This window comes from Nonomuraea sp. NPDC052265, assembly GCF_044547985.1.
Lineage (GTDB): Bacteria > Actinomycetota > Actinomycetes > Streptosporangiales > Streptosporangiaceae > Nonomuraea.
In genome coordinates this window covers 403,542-424,757 of the sequence record NZ_JBIUBJ010000003.1, presented here as the reverse complement: position 1 = coordinate 424,757, position 21,216 = coordinate 403,542, and the positions used below count along the sequence as shown (strand labels likewise).

The following is a 21,216-nucleotide window of genomic DNA, read 5'->3' as shown; positions in this document are numbered from 1 at the left end:
TATTTGAGGGAGCACCATTGCGCAGAGCCGTGATCGCGTTCACGGCCTTCCTGGGTGGACTCATCTTCCTGCTGGCCAGTCCCGCGCAGGCGGGGCCGGCCGGATGCCAGGGTTTGAAGGGGACGCTCAAACTCCAAGGCCAGCCAGTGAACGGCGTCAAAATCGCCGTGACCACCGAGGGCGGACAACCCGTCAAGGAGGTCACAACAAACGCACAGGGCACGTGGGAAGTTCCTACCGACAAGGGCAAGTTCAAGGTCACCCTTGACCCCGGCAGCCTGCCGAAGAACGCCGAGGTGCGCGGGGGCGGCAACGTCCGCACGCCGACCGTCTTCGAGGGCAACTGCTCGACCGTGCTGTTCGCGTTGCAGGCCAAGGGTGTGGCCGGCCAGCCGCAGGGAGACGACGAGAGCGGTCAGAGCAGCTTCTGGGACACGGCGGCGCAGCTCACCTTCGAGGGGCTCAATCTCGGCCTGATCATCGCCCTGGCCGCGCTCGGCCTGTCGCTGATCTACGGCACGACCGGCCTGACCAACTTCGCCCACGGCGAGCTGGTCACGCTCGGCGCGGTGCTGGCGTACATGTTCAACGTGGGCGCAGGCCTCCATCTCATCCCCGCCGCGGTGCTCGCCGTCGCGCTGGGCGGCGCGTTCGGCTACGCCCAGGACCGCCTCTTCTGGGGCCAGCTCCGCAGGCGCGGCACCGGCACCATCGCCATGATGATCATCTCCATCGGCGTCGCGCTGGTCATGCGCTACGTCATGCTGATCTTCTTCGGCGGCCAGAACGAGGCCTACGCCCAGTACACGGCCCAGCCCGGCATCCAGGTCGGGCCGATCTCCGCGGCCCCCAAGAACTTCGTGGCGATGGGCATCGAGCTGGCCGTGCTGCTCCTGGTCGGCTTCGCGCTGCTGCGCACCCGTACCGGCAAGGCGGCCAGGGCCGTGTCCGACAACCCCGCCCTCGCGGCCTCGTCGGGCATCAACGTCGACCGGGTCATCCGGACCATCTGGACCCTGGGCGGCGGCATCGCGGCGCTGGCCGGCATCATGCTCGGGCTCTCGCAGAACCTGAAGTACACGATGGGCCAGGACATCCTGCTGCTCATCTTCGCCGGCGTCACGCTCGGCGGGCTCGGCACCGCCTTCGGCGCGCTGGTCGGATCGCTGGTGGTCGGCCTGTTCATCCAGGTCTCCACGCTGTGGGTGCCGCCGGAGCTCAAGAGCGTCGGCGCGCTGGTCGTGCTCATCATCGTGCTCCTCGTCCGGCCCCAGGGCATCCTGGGCCGCCGCGAGCGAATCGGCTGATCGGGGGAGGATCAGAATGGACTGGATCACGATCATCAGCACGACGCTGAAGTCCGCGGTCGGCGTCGAGACCGTGCTGTACGCGCTCGCCGCGATCGGCATCAACATCCAATTCGGCTACACCGGCCTGCTCAACTTCGGCCAGGCGGCGTTCATGGGCGTGGCCGGCTACGGCCTGGCCGTCACCGTCACCGTCATGGGCCTGCCGTTCTGGGTCGGCATCATCGTCGGCCTGCTCGCCGCCGCGCTCCTGGCGGTCCTGCTCGGCATCCCGACCCTCCAGCTGCGCGCCGACTACCTGGCCATCGTCACCATCGCGGCGGCCGAGATCGTCCGGCTGGTGTTCCGCTCGGTGGCGTTCAAGAGCGTCTTCGGCGGCTCGGACGGCCAGCGCGGCTTCTCCGACGGCTTCTACGCGCTCAACCCCTACCCCGAGGGCCAGTACGGCTTCAACCTCGGCTCCGTCCCGCTGTTCTTCAACAACCGGGTGTTGTGGGTGCTGACCGTCGGCTGGGTGCTCATCGCCCTGTGCTGCGGGCTGGTCTTCCTACTGATGAAGAGCCCCTGGGGCCGCGTGCTCAAGGCCATCCGCGAGGACGAGGACGCCGTGCGCAGCCTCGGCAAGAACGTCTTCTCCTACAAGATGCAGTCGCTCATCCTGGGCGGCGTCGTGGGCTGCCTGGGCGGCTTCATCTACGGCCTGGCCTACGCCTCCGTCCAGCCCGACATCTTCGGCACCGAGACCACGTTCTACGCGTACACGATGGTCATCCTCGGCGGCGCCGCCCGCGTGCTCGGGCCCGTCGTGGGCGCGTCCATCTTCTGGGTGCTGCTCGTCCTGATCTACGGCGTGCTCTCCGAGGCCGTCGGCGCCGGGATCATCACCTTCATGGACACGAACCAGGTGGGCGCCGTCCGCTGGATCCTGGTCGGCCTGGGCCTCGTCCTGTTGCTCATCTTCCGGCCACAGGGCATCTTCGGCGACAAGAGGGAGATAGCGATCAATGCACGCTGAAACCACGGCCACCGAGCGCAAGGCCGCGGCGCTGGCCGTCTTCAAGGACCTGGCCCGCGAGCCGGGCGTGCCCAAGCCGGACCCGATCCTCACCGTCGACAACGTCGTGCGCCGCTTCGGCGGCCTGACCGCGGTCGAGGTCGGGCACGTCGAGATCCAGCGGGGTTCCATCACCGCGCTGATCGGCCCCAACGGCGCCGGCAAGACGACCTTCTTCAACCAGCTCACCGGCTTCGACACGGCCGACTCCGGCTCGTGGACGTTCAACGGCCGCAGCATGAACGGGGTGCCGGCCCACAAGGTCGCCCGCGCCGGCATGGTGCGCACCTTCCAGCTCACCAAGGCGCTGTCCCGCCTGACCGTCATGGAGAACATGCGCCTGGGCGCCCAGCGGCAGAAGGGCGAGACCTTCTGGCGGGCGCTCATCCCCAGTATGTGGCGCGGCCAGGAGGACGAGATCACCGTCCGCGCCGAGGAGCTCCTCGAACGCTTCAAGCTCGGCCCCAAGCGGGACGACTTCGCCGGATCGTTGTCCGGCGGCCAGCGCAAGCTGCTGGAGATGGCCCGCGCCCTCATGGTCCAGCCGGAGCTGGTCATGCTGGACGAGCCCATGGCGGGCGTGAACCCCGCCCTGACCCAGTCGCTGCTCGGCCACGTCAAGGACCTGCGCGAGCAGGGCATGACGGTGCTGTTCGTCGAGCACGACATGGACATGGTCCGCGACATCAGCGACTGGGTGATCGTCATGGCGCAGGGCAACGTGATCGCCGAGGGCCCGCCGGACACGATCATGTCGGACGAACGCGTGATCGACGCCTACCTCGGCGCCCACCACGACGCCCCGCTGTCGGACACCGAACTGGAGACGCAGCTCCAGGAGGCCGAGGCGGCGCTGGAGGCCGAGATCGAAGAGGAGACGCAGAAGTGAGCGACGTCCCCGAGACGACCGCCCCCGAGACGGCCGCCGAGACGGCCGCTGAGGCCGCCGCTGAGGCCGCCCCCGAGTCGCAGGCGGCCGTCACCGACCGCGCCGCGCACCTGGAGGGCGCGGCCGACGCCGTGCTGCGGTGCGACGAGCTGATCGCCGGCTACCTGCCGGGCGTCAACATCCTCAACGGCTCCGACCTCTACGTCAAAGAGGGCGAGCTGATCGGCATCATCGGCCCCAACGGCGCCGGAAAGTCGACGCTGCTGAAGGCGATGTTCGGGCTGGTCAACATCCGCAGCGGCACGGTGCTGCTCAAGGGTGAGAACATCACGAACATGAAGGCGCACTCGCTGGTCTCCCGCGGCGTCGGCTACGTGCCGCAGACCAACAACGTCTTCCCCAGCCTCACCATCGAGGAGAACCTGGAGATGGGCGCCTTCCAGGTGCCCGGCAAGTTCAAGGAGCGCTTCGAGTTCGTCGCCGAGCTGTTCCCTGCGCTCAAGGAGCGGCGCAAGCAGCGCGCGGGCTCCCTGTCCGGCGGTGAGCGGCAGATGGTGGCCATGGCCAGGGCGCTCATGACCGAGCCGTCGGTGCTGCTGCTCGACGAGCCGTCGGCGGGCCTGTCGCCCAAGCTCCAGGACCTGGTCTTCATCCAGGCCCAGCAGATCAACAAGGCGGGCGTGACCGTGATCATGGTGGAGCAGAACGCCCGACGCTGCCTGCAGATCTGCCACCGCGGCTACGTGCTCGACCAGGGCCGCAACGCCTACACCGGCACCGGCAGGCAGCTCGCCAACGACCCCAAGGTCATCGAGCTGTACCTCGGCACGCTGGCCAAGGCGTAACCGAATCGAACGGCGAAGGGGCTCCCCCGGAGCCCCTTCGCCGTTTTTTAATGAGCGCTGTGAAACGATTGCTGACAGTGGCGCTCATCCTGCCCATCCTGCTCGTCGGCTGCCAGGAGGACGCCTCCTCGGCGCAGAGGTACAGCACCGGCGGCGACCCGACCGACAGCCCGTGCGCGCGCGTGGTCTCGGCCATCGGGTACGCCGGCCTGATGCTCAAGCCGAAGGGCCAGGAGGAACAGCAGTACTTCGAGGACGCCGTCATCGGCCGGCTGGCCGAGCTGCGCGGCATCACGCTCCAGTTCGGCGACCGGCTGCCGGCCTCGCTGCACGCCGCCGTACAGAGCGTCAAGACGACCACCGCGGGCCTGTCCAGGAACGACGTGCCGCACGAGCGGCAGGTCGCGCTGCTGCGGCAGTACCGGGCCGCCGCCGACCAGATCGTGGCCGGCTGCGCATGACGAAGGGGCCCGATCCGCGCGGACCGGGCCCTTCGTCAGGAACTACGGGAGGACGCTGATCAGCCGGCGATGTTGCCGGTGCGGTACTCCAGCGCCTTGGTGGCGTACTTGTTGTCCTTGCCGTACTGGTAGATGCCGATGGTGGCCACGGCGGGGTCACCGGCGTCGTTGAACTCGACCGGGCCGCTCACGCCGTCGTAGTCGATGTCCTTGCCGGCCTTGAGCAGGTCGTCGCAGCTCTTGAAGTCCTTGCACTTCTCGCCGCCCTTGCTGACCTCGGCCAGCTTGGCGGCGATGTCGACGCCCGCGTCGCTCTTGGCGGCCTCGGCGGCCAGCGCGAGCAGGTTCATCGCGTCGTAGGACTCGGGGGCGTAGCTGTAGTCCTCCAGCTTGGGGTTGATGCCGAGGAGCTTCTTCTGGAACTCCTCCGGGGCGGCCGCGCCCGGGATCGTGCCCTTGACGCCCTCAAGAGTGCCCTTGGGCATCTTGACGTAGTTCGTGTTGGAGGTGTTGCCGTCGACCATGTACCACTTGTGCTTGTCGGCCGGCAGGCCCTGCTTGACCAGCTCCTGGATGACCTTGGCGGTCTCCTCGAACCCGATCAGGACGATGCCCTTGGGGTTCTTGGCCTTGACCTTGGCCACATCGGCGGAGAAGTCGGCGGCCTTGGGGTCGTAGTCGACGCGCTCGACGACCTCGCCGCCGCCGTCGGTGACCGTCTTCTGCACCTGGTCGGCCAGGCCGGTGCCGTAGGAGTCCTGCATCGCCAGGATGCCGACGGTGTCGTTGCCGTCGGACACCACCAGGTCGCCGAGCACGCGGCCCTGCAGCTTGTCCGGCGGCGAGGTGCGGAAGTACAGGCCCTTGTCCTCGATCGTGGTGAACTTGTCGGAGGTGTTGGCCGGCGAGAAGTGGATGACGCCCGCACCCGTGATCTTGTCGATCACCGACTCCGACACCGAGGAGGACGCGGCGCCGATGATGGCGTCGGCCTTCTGGGCCAGGAGCTTGTCCACCGACTGCGAGGCGATGTTCGTGGTGGTGTCGCCCGAGTCGGTGTCGTACTTGGTGACGGGCTTGCCCAGCACGCCCCCGGCCTCGTTGATCTCCTTGATGGCCAGGTCGACGCCGGCGAACTCGGGCGGGCCGAGGAAGGCGAGCGAACCGGTCTGGGGCAGCAGCGTACCGATCGTGAGGGTGCCGTCGCCCTTGGCCGCGGGGGCCGACGAGGATGGCGCGGCCGGCTGCGTGGTCTGCGTGGCGGTGTTGCTGCCGCCACCGCCGCAGGCCGTCAGGGCCAAGCTGGTGGCGGCCACGACAGCCAGCGCCCGCCCCGCGGGAGCAATGCGGATCATGAAGTGTCTCCTTCATTTCCAGGCCGGGATCCTCAGCACCGCCGAGCGCTCCCGATCGAATGACGGAAACGTACAAAATCGCTGCGTACTCCAGCCAGATGGCGGGGTGAACTGTCGGCACTTGGATGCGGAGTCGTAATCAGTCCTCAACTTACGGACCTGCGCTAGCAGGCTTAATGTGCGTCGGGTGAAGCGTTTTACGCCTGTCCTAGTCATGGCGGTCCTTCTTGGCGGGTGCACCTCGTCCCCGCCGCCCGCGCCGCCTTCCTCGGATCCTCCCGCCGGCGTATCGGTCACGCTGGAGCAATGGCGTTCCGACGAGCCCGTGCACGCGCTGGAGGTGGCCGTCCGTAATACCACCGGCATACCCGTGTATTTCGCGGACGTCCAGCTCGTGACGCCGTCGTTCAAAACGTTGCCGCCGGAAAAGGCGGACGCCACGATCAAGCGGACCGAGCGCACCGACCTGCGCATCACCTACGGCGCGGCCAACTGCCTGCCCGCGGGCCTGCCACAGCTCCAGCCCGCGACCGTCGTGGCCGACATCCGCGCCGGCTCCGAGCAGCCGCGCCGGGTGGTCTTCAAGGTGCCGCACCCCAGCCCGCTGCTGACCCGCCTGTTACGGGACGAGTGCTCGGAGTTCCTCATCAAGCAGGCCGCCGGCATCGAGTTCGGGCCCGACTGGAAGCAGGTGGGCAAGGCGATGCGGGGCAACCTGGTGGTCACGCGGCGCGGCGCCGGCAAGGTGACGCTGACCGAGCTCGACGGCACCACGCACTACATCATCACGCCGGACGCCGCCGGGCGGCCCGTGGCCGAGCTGGAGGCCGGGCGGCGGCGACTGGAGGTGCCGGTCACGCTCACCCCCGGCCGCTGCGACCCGCACGCCTTCGCCGAGGCGAAGAAGGCGTTCCTGTTCCCGGTGCGGGCCACCGTGGACGGGGGGCCCGAGCGGGTGGTGATCGTGGTGCCGCCCAAGCCGCTGCAGGATCGGCTGATCCAGTACTCGCTGCGAGTGTGCGGCCTGGGCGGCGGGTGAGGGTCAGCCCTCGATGTTGCCCGTGCGGTACTCCAGGGCCTTGGGGGCGTACTTGTTGTCGTCGCCGTACTGGTAGACGCCGATGGTGGCCACGGCGGGGTCACCGGCGTCGTTGAACTCGATCGGGCCGCTGATGCCGTCGTAGTCGATGTCCTTGCCGGCCTTCAGCAGGTCGGCGCAGTCCTTGAAGGTCTTGCACTTCTCGCCGCCCTTGCTGACCTCGGGCAGCTTGGCGGCGATGGACTTGCCGCTGTCGTCCTTGGCTGCCTCGGCGGCCAGGGCGATGAGGATCGCGGCGTCGTAGGACTCGGCGGCGTAGGTGTAGTCCTCCAGCTTGGGGTTGATCTCCAGGAGCTTCTTCCTGAAGTCCTCCGGGGCCTCGGCGCCGGGGATGGTGCCCTTGACGCCCTTGAGCGTGCCCTTGGGCATCTTGAGGTAGTTGGTGTTCGACATGTTGCCGTCCACCATGTACCACTTGGTCTTGTCGACCGTCAGGCCCTGCTTGACCAGCTCCTGGATGACCTTGGCGCCCTCCTCGAAGCCGATCAGCACGATCGCCTTGGGGTTCTTGGCCTTGATCTTGGCGACGTCCGCGGAGAACTCGGCCGCCTTCGGGTCGTAGTCGACGCGCTCCACGACGCTGGCGCCGGCCGCCTCGGCGGTCTTGGTCACCTGGTCGGCCAGGCCCGAGCCGTAGGAGTCCTGCATCGCCAGGATGCCGATGGTGTCGTTGCCGTCGGCGGCGATCAGGTCGCCGAGCACGCGGCCCTGGAGCTTGTCCGGGGGCGCGGTACGGAAGTACAGGCCCTGGTCGCTGATGGTGGTGAACTTGTCAGAGGTGTTGGCGGGCGAGAACTGCACCACGCCGGCCCCGGTGACCTTGTCGATGATCGACTCGGACACCGACGAGGAGGCGGCGCCGATGATGGCGTCGGCCTTCTGCGCGATCAGCTTGTCCGCCGACTGCGAGGCCACGTTCGTGGTGGTGTCACCCGAGTCCGTGTGGATCTTGGTGACCGGCTTGCCGAGCACGCCGCCCGCGTCGTTGATCTCCTTGACGGCCTGGTCGACCCCGGCGAACTCGGGCGGGCCGAGGAACGCCAGCGAACCGGTCTGCGGCAGCACGGTGCCGATCGTCAGCGTGCCGTCGCCCTTGGCCGCCTCCGTCTGGGTGGCCGGGGCCGACGAGGACGGCGCCGCGGACGTGGTCTGCTGCGCGGCCGTGTCGCCACCGCCGCCACAGGCCGTCAGGGCCAGGCTCGCCGCCGCCGCGACCGCCAGGAAGCGCCCTGCTGGAGCAATGCGGATCATAAAAGAGACTCCCCTTATTCCCAGCGGGGAACGATCTCCCTCGCTGCGTTTATCGAGCTCAGCATGCCTCTTTGACGGGGAGGTGTGGGGGATTTCGGGTACTTTTATGCTAATTTGTAATGTCGCAATCACCGTCTGTAATTGCATGTTTCATCAGCGTTACGGTCTTGACTCCAAATGAACCAGCCCAGCCTGAAATATCGTGACTGGGGTGGTTCCATGGTGGGATGTCCGGCTTGCTGTCGTCACCGGCTAGCCGGCGATGTTGCCCTTGCGATATTCGAGCGCCTTGGCCGCGTCGTACTTGTTGTCCTTGTCGTACTGGTAGACCCCGATCGTCGCGACCGACGGGTCACCGGCGTCGTCGAAGTCCACCGGGCCGCTCACGCCGTCGTAGTCGATGTCCTTGCCCGCCTTGAGCAGGTCGGCGCAGGACTTGAAGTCCTGGCACTTCTCGCCGCCCTTGCTGACCTCGATCAGCTTGGGGGCCAGCGCGGTGCCCGAGTCGTCCTTGGCCGCCTCGGCCGCCAGCGCGATCAGCGTCGTCGCGTCGTACGACTCCGCCGCGTAGGTGTAGTTCGTCAGCTTCGGGTTCACCGTCAGCAGCCGCTTCTGGAACGCCTCCGGGGCCGCCGCACCCGGGATCGTGCCCTTGACGCCCTTGAGCGTGCCCTTGGGCATCTTGAGGTAGTTGGAGTTCGACATGTTGCCGTCCACCATGTACCACGTGAACCTGTCGGCCGTCAGACCCTGCTTGACCAGCTCCTGCACGACCTTCGCCGTCTCCTCGAAGCCGATCAGCACGATCGCCTTGGGGTTCTTGGCCTTGATCTTGGCGACGTCCGCGGAGAACTCGGCCGCCTTCGGGTCGTAGTCCACCCGCTCCACGACGCTGGCGCCGGCCGCCTCGGCGGTCTTGGTCACCTGGTCGGCCAGGCCCGAGCCGTAGGAGTCCTGCATCGCCAGGATGCCGATGGTGTCGCTGCCGTCGGAGACCACCAGGTCGCCCAGGACCCGTCCCTGGAGCTTGTCCGGCGGCGCCGTGCGGAAGTACAGGCCCTGGTCGTTGATCGTGGTGAACTTGTCGGAGGTGTTCGCCGGCGAGAACTGCACCACGCCCGCCCGCGTGATCTTGTCCAGGATCGACTCCGACACCGACGAGGAGGCCGCGCCGATGATCGCGTCGGCCTTCTGGCTGAGCAGTTTGTCCACCGACTGGGAGGCGATGTTGGTGGTGGTGTCGCCCGAGTCGGTGTCGATCTTGGCCACCGGCTTGCCCAGCACGCCCCCTGCGTCGTTGATCGCCTTGAGCGCCAGATCGACCCCGGCGAACTCCGGTGGTCCCAGATATGCGAGATTGCCCGTCTGGGGCAGCACGGTGCCGATCGTCAGCGTGCCGTCCCCCTTGGCCGCGGCGGCCGAGGAGGGCTTCACGGACGCGGCGCCCGTGGCGCCCGATCCGGCGGTCGTGCCGCCGGTCGAACATGCCGCCAGCGCCAGGCTCGCCGCTGTGGCGACGGCCAGCGCGCGGGAAATGCGGATCATCGAAAGCGTCTCCGTTCGAGATGAGCGGACCTTCCGTCCGCCCATCAGCATGCGCCGGGACGCCTGCGCGGGAAGAAGCCGAAGCCGGTTGGATGCCCAGTCGTGACCGGGCCACAACCCGCGGGGCTAAATCACCTGATATAGGCCTTTTTCACGCCCGCTCGGCCGCGTCGTCTATAACGATCTGAGCAACCTCCCGCATGCTCAGCCGCCGGTCCATCGACGCCTTCTGGATCCACCGGAACGCCTGCGGCTCCGTCCAGCCATGCTGGGCCATCAACTGACCCTTGGCCCGCTCGACCAGCTTGCGGGTCTCCAGCCGCTCCGAGAGGCTGGACACCTCAGCGCTCAGCGCCACCATCTCCTCGTGCCTGCTGACCGCCATCTCGATCGCCGGCACCAGATCGGCCTTGGTGAACGGCTTCACCAGGTAGGCCATCGCCCCCGCGTCACGCGCGCGCTCCACCAGATCACGCTGGGAGAAGGCGGTGAGGATGAGGCACGGCGCGATCCGGTCGGCCACGATGCGCTCGGCCGCCGAGATGCCGTCGAGCACGGGCATCTTCACGTCGAGGATGACGAGGTCGGGCCGCAGGTCGGCGGCGAGCTGGATCGCCTGCTCCCCGTCACCGGCCTCGCCCACGACGACGTAACCGTCCTCCTGGAGCATCTCCTTGAGGTCGAGGCGGATCAGGGCCTCGTCTTCCGCGATCACTACTCGCCGCTGCGTACTCACGAGCAGAAGAGTACAGACGTCCGGTAGATTAGATCCACGCCGGTGCGGCCTCGGGCATGACGCTCCGAGATCACCAACCGGACGAAACCGCCCCGGTAGACCAACGGCAGAGTCGATGGCCTCAAAATCCATACAGTGTGGGTTCGAATCCCACCCGGGGCACCGGCCTGACCGCCCGGCCCCCTCGTAGGCCGGGCGGTTTCCTGTTCGTCGATGACGACAGCACCCCGGCGCCCGCTCGTCCGACCGCCGGATCGACACGTTGATCCGGAATTGCTGACCGGTTCAGGGCGTCCAGGACGGCGAGCGGCCCAGGAGGGCGACCACGCGGTCGAGCGCCGTGGGGGCGTCACCGGGCTCGACACCGGTCAGGAACGCCTTCCCCGCACCGCGCGAGACCGGCGTGTCGGGCACCTGCGCGGCCGGCGGAAGGGCGGCCTCGGCGAGGTCGTCGTCGATGTTGGGCGGCACGGCCAGCGCCTTGGCGAGGTCCCAGTCGTGCACGACGCAGTCGATGAAGTGGAAGCCGATCGCCATGGCCGCCGGGAACGGGCCGCCGTCGCGGATCTCGGGCAGGAAGAAGGCCCGGTCGAGCACGCCCTCCGCGGCGAAGGCGGCGATGACGGCCTGCGCCGAGGCGGCGTACTCGGCCACCGGGTCCGCGCCCAGGGGGCTCGGCCGCCAATTCGCCAGTTCCGAACGCGCGCCCGAGGCCGCCAGGGCGAAGCCGTGGTTCTGCACGATCTGGTGTTCCAGCAGGTCGCGGACGGCCCATCCGGCGCACGGAGTCGGCCGGTCGAGGTCGCCGGGCTTGATCGTGTTCACCAGGTCGACGGTGGCCCGCACCGACCGCCGGTTGAGCTCGATGATGTCTACCAAGGCACTGTCCCGTCATCGTCGAAGAATCCACCGGTCGGCCCGTCCGGCCCGAGGGTGGCCAACCTGACGATGATGGCGGCCCCTCGGCGGCGGTGCGAGTGATTTTCAGTGGCAGGTCCTCGGTGAAGTCGGTGGCGCAGGCGGCGTTGACGAGGACGCCGTCCTCGCGGAGCTCCTTGGCGTACTGGACGGTGAGGGCGTTCAGCGCGGCCTTCGACGGCGGGCAGGCGGCCGCGGCGGGCAGGGCGGACATGTAGTGGCGGGGGTCGGTGTGGTGGGCGAGGGAGCCCATGCCGCTGGAGACGTTGACGATGCGAGGGGCCGGCGAGCGTCTGAGCAGGGGCAGCATGGCGTTGGTGACCATGAGGACGCGCACGACGTTGGTCCCGAAGACCGCGCGGACGGTCGCCGCCGGCGCGGCTGCTGCGCGACGGCACCGCCGACGTGGCGTTCCTGCCCACGCCGTTCGAGGACCTGACGGGGTTCGACAGCGAGTCGCTGCGGGTGGAGGACGGCGTCGCGGTCCTGCCGCCGGGGCACCGGCTGGCCGGGCGCGACCGGCTGTGCCTGGCCGACCTGGAGGCGGATCCGACGCCCTGCTGGCCGGGGCGGCATCCCGGTCCGGGGGATCAGGCCGCGCTGATGCAGCTCGTGGCGCTGGGCCGGTTGGTGGCGGTGGTTGCGGAGTCGGTCCGGGACCACCTGCGGCGCGACCTGGAGTGCGTGCCGGTCGTGGACGCCGCGCCGACCACCGTGGTGCTGGCCTGGCAGCAGGGGAGACGTTCGCGGGCGCCGGCGGCGTTCGTGCGGGTCGCCACGACCGTGGCGGACGGGATTTCACAGGCGGTTCGCCGGGAACAGTCCTTTGTGACGGATCACCACGAACGAGACGGGGGTGGCGGGGGATGCCGTTGAGCGTGACCGAGCGGGAGGCGTTCCTGGCCGAGCCGCACATCGCGAGCCTGGCGGTGGAGACGGGCGCGGGACGGGCGCCGCTGGCCGTGCCCGTCTGGTACGACTACGGCCCTGGCGGCGAGATCAGGTTCCTGACCGACAGCGAGTCGCGCAAGGCGCGGCTGGTGGCGAAGGCGGGCCGGTTCACCATGCTGGTCCAGCGGATCAGCCCGACCTACCGGTACGTGTCGGTCGAGGGCCCGGTGGTGCGCTCCGACCCCACGACGATCGAGGAGCTGACCCGCATCGCGGCCCGCTACCTGCCGCCGGAGGCGGTGTCGGGCTACGTCCATGGCTCGGACCTGCACGTCCTGGTGACGTTCAGGATGCGGCCCGAGCGGTGGCTGTCGGCGGACCTGGGCTCCTTGGGCTGACCGGCGCCCGGTATTTTTGGCTCGTGACTGCTATCGATCCCACCTCCACCGGCGCCCACGGCGTCGGCCTCGCGACCATCGCCGACGACGGCACCGTTCTCGACACCTGGTTCCCGGCTCCCGAGCTGGGCGAGCCGCCCGCGACGGGCACCGAGCGGCTTTCCGCCGAGGAGGCCGGCGAGCTGGCCGCGCTGACCGGCCGCGACGCGGCGCGGGGCGTCGAGGTGGTGGCGGTGCGCACGGGCGTCGGCAAGCTCTCCGAGCCGCCGGTTGACGCGCACGACGTCTACCTGCGGCTCCACCTGCTCTCCCACCGTCTGGTCCGGCCGCACGGCGTGAACCTGGACGGCCAGTTCGGCCTGCTGGCCAACGTCGTGTGGACGAACTTCGGGCCGTGCCCGGTGCCCGGCTTCGAGCGGACGCGGCTGCGCCTGCGGGGCAGGGGCGTGGTGACGGTGTACGGCGTGGACAAGTTCCCGCGGATGGTCGACTACGTGCTGCCGGAGGGCGTGCGGATCGCCGACGCCGACCGGGTGCGGCTGGGCGCCCACCTGGCGTCCGGCACGGTGGTCATGCACGAGGGCTTCGTGAACTTCAACGCCGGCACGGTGGGCACGTCGATGGTCGAGGGACGCATCTCGGCCGGCGTGGTGGTCGGCGACGGCTCCGACGTGGGCGGCGGCGCCTCGATCATGGGGACGCTGTCGGGCGGCGGCAAGCAGGTCGTCTCGATCGGCGAGCGCTGCCTGCTGGGCGCGAACGCGGGCATCGGCATCTCGCTGGGCGACGACTGCGTGGTGGAGGCGGGCCTCTACGTGACGGCGGGCACCCGGGTCACGCTGCCCGACGGGAAGGTGGTCAAGGCGGCGGAGCTGTCCGGCTCGAACGGGATCCTGCTGCGCCGCAACTCCCAGTCGGGCGCGGTGGAGGCACTGCCCCGCACGGGCTCCGGGATCACCCTCAACGCCGCCCTGCACGCCCACTGAACCACTGAACTCGCAGGCCCCCTCCGGTTCCACGGCGGGGGCCCACAGGGCGCCGCGTCACGGCGGCGCGCCGGTGCGGCGTCAGCGGGCGTTTCCCGGAGGACCCCCGGCCCGATGCTCGCGGGTCAGTTGGCGTGGGAGACCGCGGAGCCGATGGTGTGCACCCGCAGCGCGTTGGTGCTGCCCGGCGTGCCGGGAGGCGAGCCGGCCACGATGACCACCTTGTCGCCCTTCTCCAGCCGCCCGAGCGACAGCAGCGACGCCTCCACCTGCCGCACCATGTCGTCGGTGTGGTGCACGAACGGCACGTGGAACGTCTCCACCCCCCACGTCAGCGAGAGCTGCCCGCGCACGTGCGGGGCCGAGGTGAAGGCCAGCAGCGGGATCGGCGAGCGGTAGCGGGCCAGGCGGCGGGCCGTCTCCCCCGACATGGTGAACGCGATCAGCGCCTTGGCGCCGACGATCGCGCCGACCTCGGCCGCGGCCCTGGCGATGGCGCCGCCGGTGGTCTCCGGCATGCGCTCCAGGGTGTGGGTGGCGTGCAGGGACGACACCTCGGCGGCGCAGGCGATGCGGTCCATCGTCGAGACGGACTCGATCGGGTAGCTGCCGACCGACGTCTCGCCCGACAGCATGACGGCGTCGGCGCCGTCCATGACGGCGTAGGCGACGTCGCTGGCCTCGGCGCGGGTGGGGCGCGGGGCGTTCATCATGGAGTCGAGCATCTGAGTGGCGACGATGACCGGGCGGGCCTTCTCGCGGCACAGCCCGATGAGGCGCCGCTGCACGATCGGCACCTGCTCCAGGGGCAGCTCGACGCCGAGGTCGCCGCGGGCGACCATGATGCCGTCGAAGGCCTCGACGATCTCGGGCAGGCGCTCGACGGCCTGCGGCTTCTCGATCTTGGCCAGCAGCGGCAGGCGGACGGCCTCCTGCTCCATGATGTTGCGCACCACGTCGGCGTCGGAGGGACGGCGGACGAAGGACAGCGCGATCATGTCGAAGCCGGTGCGCAGCGCCCAGCGCAGGTCGGCCTCGTCCTTGTCGGTGAGCGCGGGCGCGCTGACGTTGACGCCCGGCAGGTTGAGGCCCTTGTTGTTGGAGATCATGCCGCCGATGACGACGCGGGTGGTGACGCGGTCGCCGTCGACGCGGGTGGCCTCCAGGACGAGGCGGCCGTCGTCGACCAGGATCTTGTCACCGGGACGCACGTCGCCGGGCAGGCCCTTGTAGGTGGTCGAGACCTGCTCGCGGTCTCCGGGCACGTCTTCGGTGGTGATGGTGAAGACGTCGCCGAAGCCCAGGCGCACCGGCCCTTCCTCGAAGGTGCCGACGCGGATCTTGGGGCCCTGCAGGTCGGCGAGCACGCCTACGCCGCGGCCGAGGTCGGCCGCCACCTCCCGGACCCGGTCGTAGACCTCTCTGTGCATGTCATGGTTGCCATGGCTGAGGTTGAACCGTGCCACGTCCATGCCCGCGGAGATCAGCTCGTGGAGGCGTTCTTTGGACGAAGTGGCTGGGCCTAGGGTGCAGACGATTTTCGCACGACGAGTCACGAGTCCTACCTTAATTGGTACAGACCACTTGGCAGTCACTGACGACGGAGAACGTACCCGACGTAGGAGAACAACACGAGAACGGCGAGTCCGAGCCGTACCAAGTTCGCGTACTGTTCAGGGTAGACGACGCCTTCGATGTAGTGGTCGACGAAGCCGCTCGGCGGCAGGCCCGGCTGCCCTCCCCTGCGCCGCGCCCAGTCCTCGGCGGCGGTCAGCGGGCAGTCCACGCGGGTGACGAGCGTGATCACGGCCCAGCCGACGGCCGCGAGATGGAGGTAGATCGTGCGCCGCCACCGCCAGGCCAGGAACCCGCCCACGGCGACGTAGGCGAGGAAGGCGAAGTGCGTCACCATCACCACGTCGGCGAGCAGGCGGTACATCATGGCTTTATGGTGGCCGCCTTCCAGGCGTTCACGACGCCGTGCCCGTAGAAGCCGTTCTTGGCCTGGTCGCCTTCACACTGGTGGGTCTCGCTCTCGCCGTACATCTTGTAGACGTAGGCGCGGGGGGTGGGGCAGGCCACGTGGGTGGCGGTCCTGTAGAGCAGGTCCTCGACGGTGGCGGGGTCCATGGACAGGCCGCCGGGGCCGGGCTTGCCGAAGCGGCTGATCAGGATCGCCGCGACGCCGGTGGCGTGCGGGGCGGCCATGGAGGTGCCGTCGAGGTACTGGTAGTAGGAGCAGGCGCCCTTGTGGCAGTCGCGCACGACGTCGGCGCCCTTGGGCTTGCCGGAGGCGTCGAGCCGGCCGGCGGCCTTGAGCACGTGCTCGGGGGCGGCGGCCAGGATCGACCGCGCGGCCTCGGCGCCCTTGCCGTCCAGCACGTCGCCGCCGGGGGCGGCCACGTCGGTCTGCTCCAGGCCGTAGTCGCTGTAGATGGCCTTGCGCCCGGACGGGCCGACGGCTGAGACCGAAATCACACCCTTGGACTCGGCGGGCACGTTGATGCACGAGTTGTCTATCTTGCGGGTCTTCTCGTCGCCGCGCGGGTAACCGGGGCTCTGCTTGTCGACCGTGGGACGTCCGAGGTCGGTCGAGCCGTTGCCGAGGGCGGAGACGAGGGTGACGCCCTTGCCGCGGGCGTAGTCGAGGGCGCGCTGCATGCCGACGACGACGGCCTTCTGTTCGAGCTGCTGCTTTTTGGTGTCGGCCTTGTTGGCGGCGCAGTTGAACAACCAGGGGTCGACGTAGTAGCTCATGTTGACGACGTCCACGCCGATGTCGGCGGCGTAGGTGAGGGCGTCGAGGCTGGGCTTGAGGAAGAAGAAGCCGGAGTCCTGGCCGGCCCTGATGCTGACGAGCTGCACGCCGGGGGCGACGCCGGCGATGCCGATGCCGTTGATCGGGGAGGCGATGGTGCTGGCGACGTGGGTGCCGTGGCCGTCGTCGTCCTCGTCCACGGGGTCCTTGCAGGAGGGGACCTCGCAGGGGCCGTCCAGGGTCTCGCCGCGCTCGTCCTTGGGCTTGTCGGTGACGAAGTTGCGGCTCAGCTCGCGGTTGAAGTTGGGGGCGATGTCGGGGTGCTTGCCGTCGATGCCGGTGTCGATGACGCCGACCAGCACCTTCCTGCTGCCGGGGACCTTGGCGTTGGCCCGGTCGGCGCCGATCATCTTCATGTCCCACTGGAGGTGGGCCAGCGGCTCCGGGGCGGCGGCGGCCATGGATCCGGCGTCGGGGAAGCCTCCGCCGGCGGGGCGGGCGGCGCGGGAGGAGGTGGAGCCGATGACGCGGCGGTCGGGTGAGACGCCGACGATCGCCGGGTCGGCGCCGACGCTCTCGGCGAAGCCGTCGCCGCCGCCCTCGGTGAGCACGTAGCCGAGCTTGCCGTCCTCCTCGACGACCGTGCCGCCGGCGCGCTTGACGGCGTCCAGGGCCTGGCTCTGCCTGCCGTCGGCGTAGAAGACGAGGTTCTGGTTCTGGCCGGTACGGGGGCCGGTGGTGGCCTGCGCGGAGCCTGTGGGGCCGTCCCGCGCGGGCTGCTCGGGGGTGGCGCGGTCACCGGCGGCGGCCGAGCACGCGGTCAGCGCGGCGGCGACGGCCAGCGCCGTCAGGCCAGAGGCGACTCGCCGCATTGCTCCCCCATCCACCGACTGTCGCAGAATCTGCATCTTCCCGACACTCAACGGCTGATGCAACTTAGGTGTGAGATTTCGGTCGATGGGGGGAAGCGGGCCGTGGACGTTTCGTCCAGGGCCCGCAGTGCCGGACGCCGTACGGGCTCAGGCGTCGCGGTTCAGGCGCACGTCCGGCAGGAAGGCCAGCAGGACGGCGCCGACCAGCATGATCGGCGCGACCCAGGCGAAGACGCCGGTGACCGCGTCGGCGAACGTCGTCCGTACGGACTCCGGCATCGCGCCCACGGCCCCCGGGTTCAGGACCGCCTGCCCCAGCCTGCCGCTGAAGACGCCCCCGAGCACGGCCACCCCCACGGCGCCGCCCACGTTCCTGGCGAAGGACACCACCGAGGTGGCCGCGCCCCGGTCGGCGGCGGGCGCGCTGACCTGGACGGCCAGCATCAGGTTCTGCAGCACCATGCCGAGCCCGATCCCGAACAGCACCATGTACAGCCCGGACGCGACCGCCCCCGTCCCCAGCTCCATGGTCGAGAACAGGAACCCGGCCACCGTCGCCAGCGCCGCCCCGGCCACCACGACCCACTTGTACGTCCCCAGCCGGGTCACCACCCGGCCCGCCACGGCCGAGGACGCGATCAGGCCCGCCATCAGGGGAAGCAGCAGCAGCCCCGCGTTCGACGCGCTGGCCCCGGCGGCCAGTTGCAGGTAGAGGGGCAGGAAGGTGGCCGCCCCCACCATCCCGGTCGCCATCAGCACGATGGTGGCCGTGGCGATCGTGAACGTGCGGTCGCGGAACAGCCCGAGCGGCAGCACCGGCTCCTTGGCCGTCCGCTCCACCAGCACGAACAGCCACGTCAGCACGACCGCCCCCGCGCCCAGCCCGAGGACGACCGGCGAGGACCACGCGTACGTCGTCCCGCCCCACGAGGCGAACAGCGTCAGGCAGGTCAGCACCCCGGAGATCAGCGCGGCCCCCGGCCAGTCGATCCGGTGCGGCGAGGTGCGCCGCGGCAGCCGGAGCACGGCGAAGGCGACCGCCAGCGCGACGGCTCCGAGCGGCAGGTTGACATAGAAGATCCAGCGCCAGGAGATGTGCTCGGTGAGGTAGCCGCCGATGACCGGCCCGAGCACCGCGGCCACGCCGACCACCGCGCCGAACAGGCCCTGGAACTTGGCGCGCTCGCGCGGGGTGGCGATGTCGGCCGAGATCGCCATGGTCAGCACCATGAGGCCGCCGGCGCCGATGCCCTGGAACGCGCGGAAGGCGATGAGCTGGGCCATCGTCTGGGCGAGCCCGCACAGGGCCGAGCCGAGGAGGAACAGGACGATGGCCGACAGGTACAGGCGGCGGCGGCCGTACATGTCGCTGAGCTTGCCGTAGAGGGGCGAGACGATGCCGGAGGTCAGGGAGAACGCCGTGACCAGCCAGGACACGCTCTCAAGGCCGTTCAGCTCGCCCACGATGGTGGGGGTGGCCGTGGCCACCACGGTCTGGTCGACGGCGGCCAGGAACAGGCACAGCAGGAGCGAGCCCATGCTGAGCAGGAGGCCGCGCCGCGGTCCGGCCTCCTGGGCGATTGTCGATACCATTCAGTTGTCTCCTTGCTTCTTTCGCGAGGGCAGGAGGAATCCGCGGCGGTCGGGGGTGCCACCCCGATCGCCGCTTCTCTTCTCGGTGGGTCAGAGCCCGCGTTCGAGCAGCGCGAACGCCTCGTCGAGCAGTTCTTCGACCGGCTCGTCCGTCGCCGCCGACTCCTGGATGGCGGAGATCATGGCGCCGATCGTCGTGATGAGCAGCATCCGGGCGTGGATCCCGCTCCTCACCCCGGGCCGGGCCCGGACGGCGCCGAGGACCGTCTCCATGATCTGGGTCTGGTCGGCGGCGCGCGCCCTGGCGGCCAGCTCGGGGTAGCGGTTGTTGAGCTCCATGAACGGCTGCATGGTGTCCCAGATCGGGCGCACGCGCACGGCGAGCTCCCGGGCCACCGCCTTGAGCGACTCGAAGGCGGGCTCGCCGGCCGGACGGTCGCCGAGCATGCCGACGATGTCGTCCGGCCGCCAGACCGGTTCCATGACGAGCGCCTCCTCCTTGGAGGCGAAGTAGTTGAAGAACGTGCGGGGCGAGATGTCGGCCGCCGCGCTGACGGCCTCGACGGTCACGGCGTCGAGGCCCTCGTCGAGCGCCAGCCGCACCGCGGCCAGCCGGATGGCCTGCCGCTTCTCGGCCCGGCGGCGCTCACGGCGCTGCTCCGGACTCTCCATGCGTTGCACTCTACGCAAACCTTGCACACTCTGCAAGACTTGCAGAGTGTGCAAAATGAGGAAGGGCCCCGGAGCCGAACGGCTCCGGGGCCCTTCCCGCAGGTCAGACCAGCGGACGCGCCGTCGGCAGGATCGGGTACGGCAGCGCCGTCTCCCCGCTCAGGTACCGGTCGACGCCCGAGGCGGCCGAACGGCCCTCAGCGATGGCCCACACGATGAGCGACTGCCCGCGGCCCATGTCACCGGCCACGAACACGCCGTCCACCTTCGACATGTACGTCTTGTCCCGGGCGACGTTGCCGCGGGCGTCGTAGAAGCCCTCGCCCGCGACCTCGGCCAGGTCCTCCAGCAGGGCGCCCTTCTCCGGCCCGAGGAAGCCCATGGACAGCGTGATCAGCTCGGCCGGGATCTCCCGCTCGGTGCCGGGGATCGGCTTGAAGCCGTTCTGCGGCCCCTCGACCTCGACCAGGCGCAGCGCCCTGACGTTGCCCTCGTCGTCGCCGACGAACTCGGTGGTGGAGACCGCGTACACGCGCTCCCCGCCGCCGTCGGCCAGCTCCTCGTGCGCGCTCTCCATCTTGAACAGGATGGGGAACGTCGGCCAGGGCTGGCCGCCCGGCCGGGCGGCGGGCGGCTGCGGCATGATCTCCAGCTGGGTCACCGACGCGGCGCCCTGCCTGATCGCGGTGCCGATGCAGTCGGCGCCGGTGTCGCCGCCGCCGATCACCACGACGTGCTTGCCCTCGGCCGAGATCGGCGCGACCTCGTAGTCGCCCTCCTGGACCTTGTTGGCCGGTGGCAGGTACTCCATCGCCTGGTAGACGCCCTTGAGGTCGCGCCCGGCGACCGGCAGGTCACGCCACTGGGTGGCGCCGCCCGACAGCACCACCGCGTCGAACTGCTCGCGCAGCTCGGCGGCGGTGACGTCGACGCCGACGTTCACACCGGTGCGGAACCTGGTGCCCTCGGCCCGCATCTGCTCCAGGCGCCGCTCGATGTGGCGCTTCTCCATCTTGAACTCGGGGATGCCGTAACGCAGCAGGCCGCCGACGCGGTCGGCGCGTTCGAACACCACCACGTCGTGCCCGGCCCTGGTGAGCTGCTGGGCGGCGGCCAGGCCCGCCGGGCCCGAGCCGACGACGGCCACCTTCTTGCCGGTCCTGACCCGCGGCGGCTGCGGGGTCACCCAGCCCTCGGCGAACGCGCGGTCGATGATCTCGACCTCGACCCGCTTGATCGCCACCGGGTCGGAGTTGATGCCGAGCACGCACGCCGCCTCGCACGGAGCCGGGCAGAGCCTGCCGGTGAACTCCGGGAAGTTGTTCGTGGCGTGCAGCCGCTCGATCGCCTCGCGCCAGTCGGTGCGGTACACGAGGTCGTTCCACTCGGGGATGAGGTTCCCGAGCGGGCAGCCGTTGTGGCAGAACGGGATGCCGCAGTCCATGCAGCGGGCCGCCTGCCTGGTCAGCTTCTCCTGCGGGAAGTCCTGGTAGACCTCCCGCCAGTCGCTGATGCGGACGTCCACCGGGCGGCGCGCCGGCAGCTCCCGCTCGTGCGTGAGAAAACCCTTGGGGTCAGCCATCGAT

Annotated in this window: 20 protein-coding genes, 1 tRNA gene and 1 pseudogene; 10 read left to right on the top strand and 12 right to left on the bottom strand. The window is 69.7% G+C overall.

The window, feature by feature from the left end; genetic code table 11:
• The first annotated feature begins 17 nt into the window (after nt 1–17).
• From ACIHAD_RS11460 to ACIHAD_RS11440, 5 genes are read left to right on the top strand one after another with little or no spacing between them, the layout of a single operon-like run.
• A complete protein-coding gene (locus ACIHAD_RS11460; RefSeq protein ID WP_397354261.1) occupies nt 18–1,307 on the top strand; it encodes a branched-chain amino acid ABC transporter permease in 1,290 nt (429 codons plus the stop codon).
• A gap of 16 nt (nt 1,308–1,323) precedes the next feature.
• The gene (locus ACIHAD_RS11455) at nt 1,324–2,322 is read left to right on the top strand and encodes a branched-chain amino acid ABC transporter permease (protein ID WP_397354260.1); all 999 of its coding nucleotides are present in this window, start codon (nt 1,324–1,326) and stop codon (nt 2,320–2,322) included.
• Nucleotides 2,312–3,250, top strand: coding sequence for an ABC transporter ATP-binding protein (locus tag ACIHAD_RS11450; RefSeq protein ID WP_397354259.1), 939 nt, complete (start codon nt 2,312–2,314; stop codon nt 3,248–3,250). Before ACIHAD_RS11455 ends, ACIHAD_RS11450 begins: the two co-directional genes overlap by 11 nt.
• Nucleotides 3,247–4,095 carry an ABC transporter ATP-binding protein gene (locus ACIHAD_RS11445; RefSeq protein WP_397354258.1) on the top strand — a complete coding sequence of 283 codons (849 nt, stop codon included), beginning with the start codon at nt 3,247–3,249 and terminating at the stop codon, nt 4,093–4,095. The genes ACIHAD_RS11450 and ACIHAD_RS11445 overlap by 4 nt, the downstream gene beginning before the upstream one ends.
• A 59-nt stretch (nt 4,096–4,154) precedes the next feature.
• On the top strand, nt 4,155–4,556 hold the full coding sequence (locus tag ACIHAD_RS11440; RefSeq protein ID WP_397354257.1) for a hypothetical protein: 402 nt from the start codon (nt 4,155–4,157) through the stop codon (nt 4,554–4,556).
• Nucleotides 4,557–4,615: 59 nt separating this feature from the next.
• Here ACIHAD_RS11440 and ACIHAD_RS11435 read toward each other — a convergent pair whose 3' ends face one another.
• On the bottom strand, nt 4,616–5,911 hold the full coding sequence (locus tag ACIHAD_RS11435; RefSeq protein ID WP_397354256.1) for an ABC transporter substrate-binding protein: 1,296 nt from the start codon (nt 5,909–5,911) through the stop codon (nt 4,616–4,618).
• A gap of 370 nt (nt 5,912–6,281) precedes the next feature.
• Between ACIHAD_RS11435 and ACIHAD_RS11430 the strand changes: the two genes are divergently transcribed.
• Nucleotides 6,282–6,950: a hypothetical protein gene (locus tag ACIHAD_RS11430; RefSeq protein ID WP_397354255.1), complete on the top strand. Its 669-nt coding sequence runs from the start codon at nt 6,282–6,284 to the stop codon at nt 6,948–6,950.
• A 3-nt stretch (nt 6,951–6,953) separates the two neighbouring features.
• Here ACIHAD_RS11430 and ACIHAD_RS11425 read toward each other — a convergent pair whose 3' ends face one another.
• The 3 genes from ACIHAD_RS11425 to ACIHAD_RS11415 all read right to left on the bottom strand — a co-directional run bounded on the left by ACIHAD_RS11425 (nt 6,954) and on the right by ACIHAD_RS11415 (nt 10,542).
• Nucleotides 6,954–8,261, bottom strand: coding sequence for an ABC transporter substrate-binding protein (locus ACIHAD_RS11425; RefSeq protein WP_397354254.1), 1,308 nt, complete (start codon nt 8,259–8,261; stop codon nt 6,954–6,956).
• 252 nt (nt 8,262–8,513) lie between these two features.
• Nucleotides 8,514–9,806 (bottom strand): ABC transporter substrate-binding protein, encoded by a 1,293-nt coding sequence (locus ACIHAD_RS11420; protein WP_397354253.1) that lies wholly within the window; start codon nt 9,804–9,806, stop codon nt 8,514–8,516.
• 151 nt (nt 9,807–9,957) lie between these two features.
• The gene (locus ACIHAD_RS11415) at nt 9,958–10,542 is read right to left on the bottom strand and encodes a response regulator (protein ID WP_352327599.1); all 585 of its coding nucleotides are present in this window, start codon (nt 10,540–10,542) and stop codon (nt 9,958–9,960) included.
• Nucleotides 10,543–10,631: 89 nt separating this feature from the next.
• Between ACIHAD_RS11415 and ACIHAD_RS11410 the strand changes: the two genes are divergently transcribed.
• A tRNA-Leu gene (locus tag ACIHAD_RS11410) sits at nt 10,632–10,704 on the top strand.
• Nucleotides 10,705–10,827: 123 nt separating this feature from the next.
• On the opposite strand, the gene ACIHAD_RS11405 is transcribed toward ACIHAD_RS11410, so the two are convergent.
• Both ACIHAD_RS11405 and ACIHAD_RS11400 read right to left on the bottom strand, forming a co-directional pair.
• A complete protein-coding gene (locus tag ACIHAD_RS11405; RefSeq protein ID WP_397354252.1) occupies nt 10,828–11,421 on the bottom strand; it encodes a TIGR03086 family metal-binding protein in 594 nt (197 codons plus the stop codon).
• 190 nt (nt 11,422–11,611) lie between these two features.
• Nucleotides 11,612–11,785, bottom strand: a pseudogene (locus ACIHAD_RS11400) (dehydrogenase); the annotation flags it as partial.
• A 56-nt stretch (nt 11,786–11,841) separates the two neighbouring features.
• Between ACIHAD_RS11400 and ACIHAD_RS11395 the strand changes: the two are divergent.
• From ACIHAD_RS11395 to dapD, 3 genes are read left to right on the top strand one after another with little or no spacing between them, the layout of a single operon-like run.
• The gene (locus ACIHAD_RS11395; RefSeq protein WP_397354655.1) at nt 11,842–12,336 is read left to right on the top strand and encodes a LysR substrate-binding domain-containing protein; all 495 of its coding nucleotides are present in this window, start codon (nt 11,842–11,844) and stop codon (nt 12,334–12,336) included.
• Complete coding sequence (locus ACIHAD_RS11390; RefSeq protein WP_397354251.1) at nt 12,327–12,749, top strand: pyridoxamine 5'-phosphate oxidase family protein; 423 nt, start codon at nt 12,327–12,329, stop codon at nt 12,747–12,749. The genes ACIHAD_RS11395 and ACIHAD_RS11390 overlap by 10 nt, the downstream gene beginning before the upstream one ends.
• 23 nt (nt 12,750–12,772) lie before the next feature.
• On the top strand, nt 12,773–13,735 hold the full coding sequence (dapD, locus tag ACIHAD_RS11385) for a 2,3,4,5-tetrahydropyridine-2,6-dicarboxylate N-succinyltransferase (RefSeq protein WP_397354250.1): 963 nt from the start codon (nt 12,773–12,775) through the stop codon (nt 13,733–13,735).
• 125 nt (nt 13,736–13,860) lie between these two features.
• On the opposite strand, the gene pyk is transcribed toward dapD, so the two are convergent.
• The 6 genes from pyk to ACIHAD_RS11355 form a co-directional block, all read right to left on the bottom strand.
• Nucleotides 13,861–15,291 carry a pyruvate kinase gene (gene pyk / locus ACIHAD_RS11380; RefSeq protein ID WP_397354249.1) on the bottom strand — a complete coding sequence of 477 codons (1,431 nt, stop codon included), beginning with the start codon at nt 15,289–15,291 and terminating at the stop codon, nt 13,861–13,863.
• A 35-nt stretch (nt 15,292–15,326) separates the two neighbouring features.
• Complete coding sequence (locus ACIHAD_RS11375) at nt 15,327–15,677, bottom strand: DUF2784 domain-containing protein (RefSeq protein ID WP_397354248.1); 351 nt, start codon at nt 15,675–15,677, stop codon at nt 15,327–15,329.
• The gene (locus ACIHAD_RS11370) at nt 15,674–17,365 is read right to left on the bottom strand and encodes a S8 family peptidase (protein ID WP_397354247.1); all 1,692 of its coding nucleotides are present in this window, start codon (nt 17,363–17,365) and stop codon (nt 15,674–15,676) included. Before ACIHAD_RS11370 ends, ACIHAD_RS11375 begins: the two co-directional genes overlap by 4 nt.
• A 147-nt stretch (nt 17,366–17,512) precedes the next feature.
• Nucleotides 17,513–18,958: an MDR family MFS transporter gene (locus ACIHAD_RS11365; protein WP_397354246.1), complete on the bottom strand. Its 1,446-nt coding sequence runs from the start codon at nt 18,956–18,958 to the stop codon at nt 17,513–17,515.
• A gap of 90 nt (nt 18,959–19,048) precedes the next feature.
• Nucleotides 19,049–19,630 carry a TetR/AcrR family transcriptional regulator gene (locus ACIHAD_RS11360; protein WP_397354245.1) on the bottom strand — a complete coding sequence of 194 codons (582 nt, stop codon included), beginning with the start codon at nt 19,628–19,630 and terminating at the stop codon, nt 19,049–19,051.
• A 103-nt stretch (nt 19,631–19,733) separates the two neighbouring features.
• The gene (locus ACIHAD_RS11355; RefSeq protein WP_397354244.1) at nt 19,734–21,212 is read right to left on the bottom strand and encodes a glutamate synthase subunit beta; all 1,479 of its coding nucleotides are present in this window, start codon (nt 21,210–21,212) and stop codon (nt 19,734–19,736) included.
• Between the last annotated feature and the right edge of the window lie 4 nt (nt 21,213–21,216).

Coding starts and splice junctions, on each gene's coding strand:
- ACIHAD_RS11455 (WP_397354260.1), top strand. CDS start 1,324: ATGGACTGGATCACGATCATCAGCACGACGCTGAAGTCCGCGGTCGGC.
- ACIHAD_RS11450 (WP_397354259.1), top strand. CDS start 2,312: ATGCACGCTGAAACCACGGCCACCGAGCGCAAGGCCGCGGCGCTGGCC.
- ACIHAD_RS11435 (WP_397354256.1), bottom strand. CDS start 5,911: ATGATCCGCATTGCTCCCGCGGGGCGGGCGCTGGCTGTCGTGGCCGCC.
- ACIHAD_RS11425 (WP_397354254.1), bottom strand. CDS start 8,261: ATGATCCGCATTGCTCCAGCAGGGCGCTTCCTGGCGGTCGCGGCGGCG.
- ACIHAD_RS11420 (WP_397354253.1), bottom strand. CDS start 9,806: ATGATCCGCATTTCCCGCGCGCTGGCCGTCGCCACAGCGGCGAGCCTG.
- ACIHAD_RS11390 (WP_397354251.1), top strand. CDS start 12,327: ATGCCGTTGAGCGTGACCGAGCGGGAGGCGTTCCTGGCCGAGCCGCAC.
- ACIHAD_RS11375 (WP_397354248.1), bottom strand. CDS start 15,677: ATGATGTACCGCCTGCTCGCCGACGTGGTGATGGTGACGCACTTCGCC.
- ACIHAD_RS11370 (WP_397354247.1), bottom strand. CDS start 17,365: ATGCGGCGAGTCGCCTCTGGCCTGACGGCGCTGGCCGTCGCCGCCGCG.
- ACIHAD_RS11365 (WP_397354246.1), bottom strand. CDS start 18,958: ATGGTATCGACAATCGCCCAGGAGGCCGGACCGCGGCGCGGCCTCCTG.
- ACIHAD_RS11360 (WP_397354245.1), bottom strand. CDS start 19,630: ATGGAGAGTCCGGAGCAGCGCCGTGAGCGCCGCCGGGCCGAGAAGCGG.
- ACIHAD_RS11355 (WP_397354244.1), bottom strand. CDS start 21,212: ATGGCTGACCCCAAGGGTTTTCTCACGCACGAGCGGGAGCTGCCGGCG.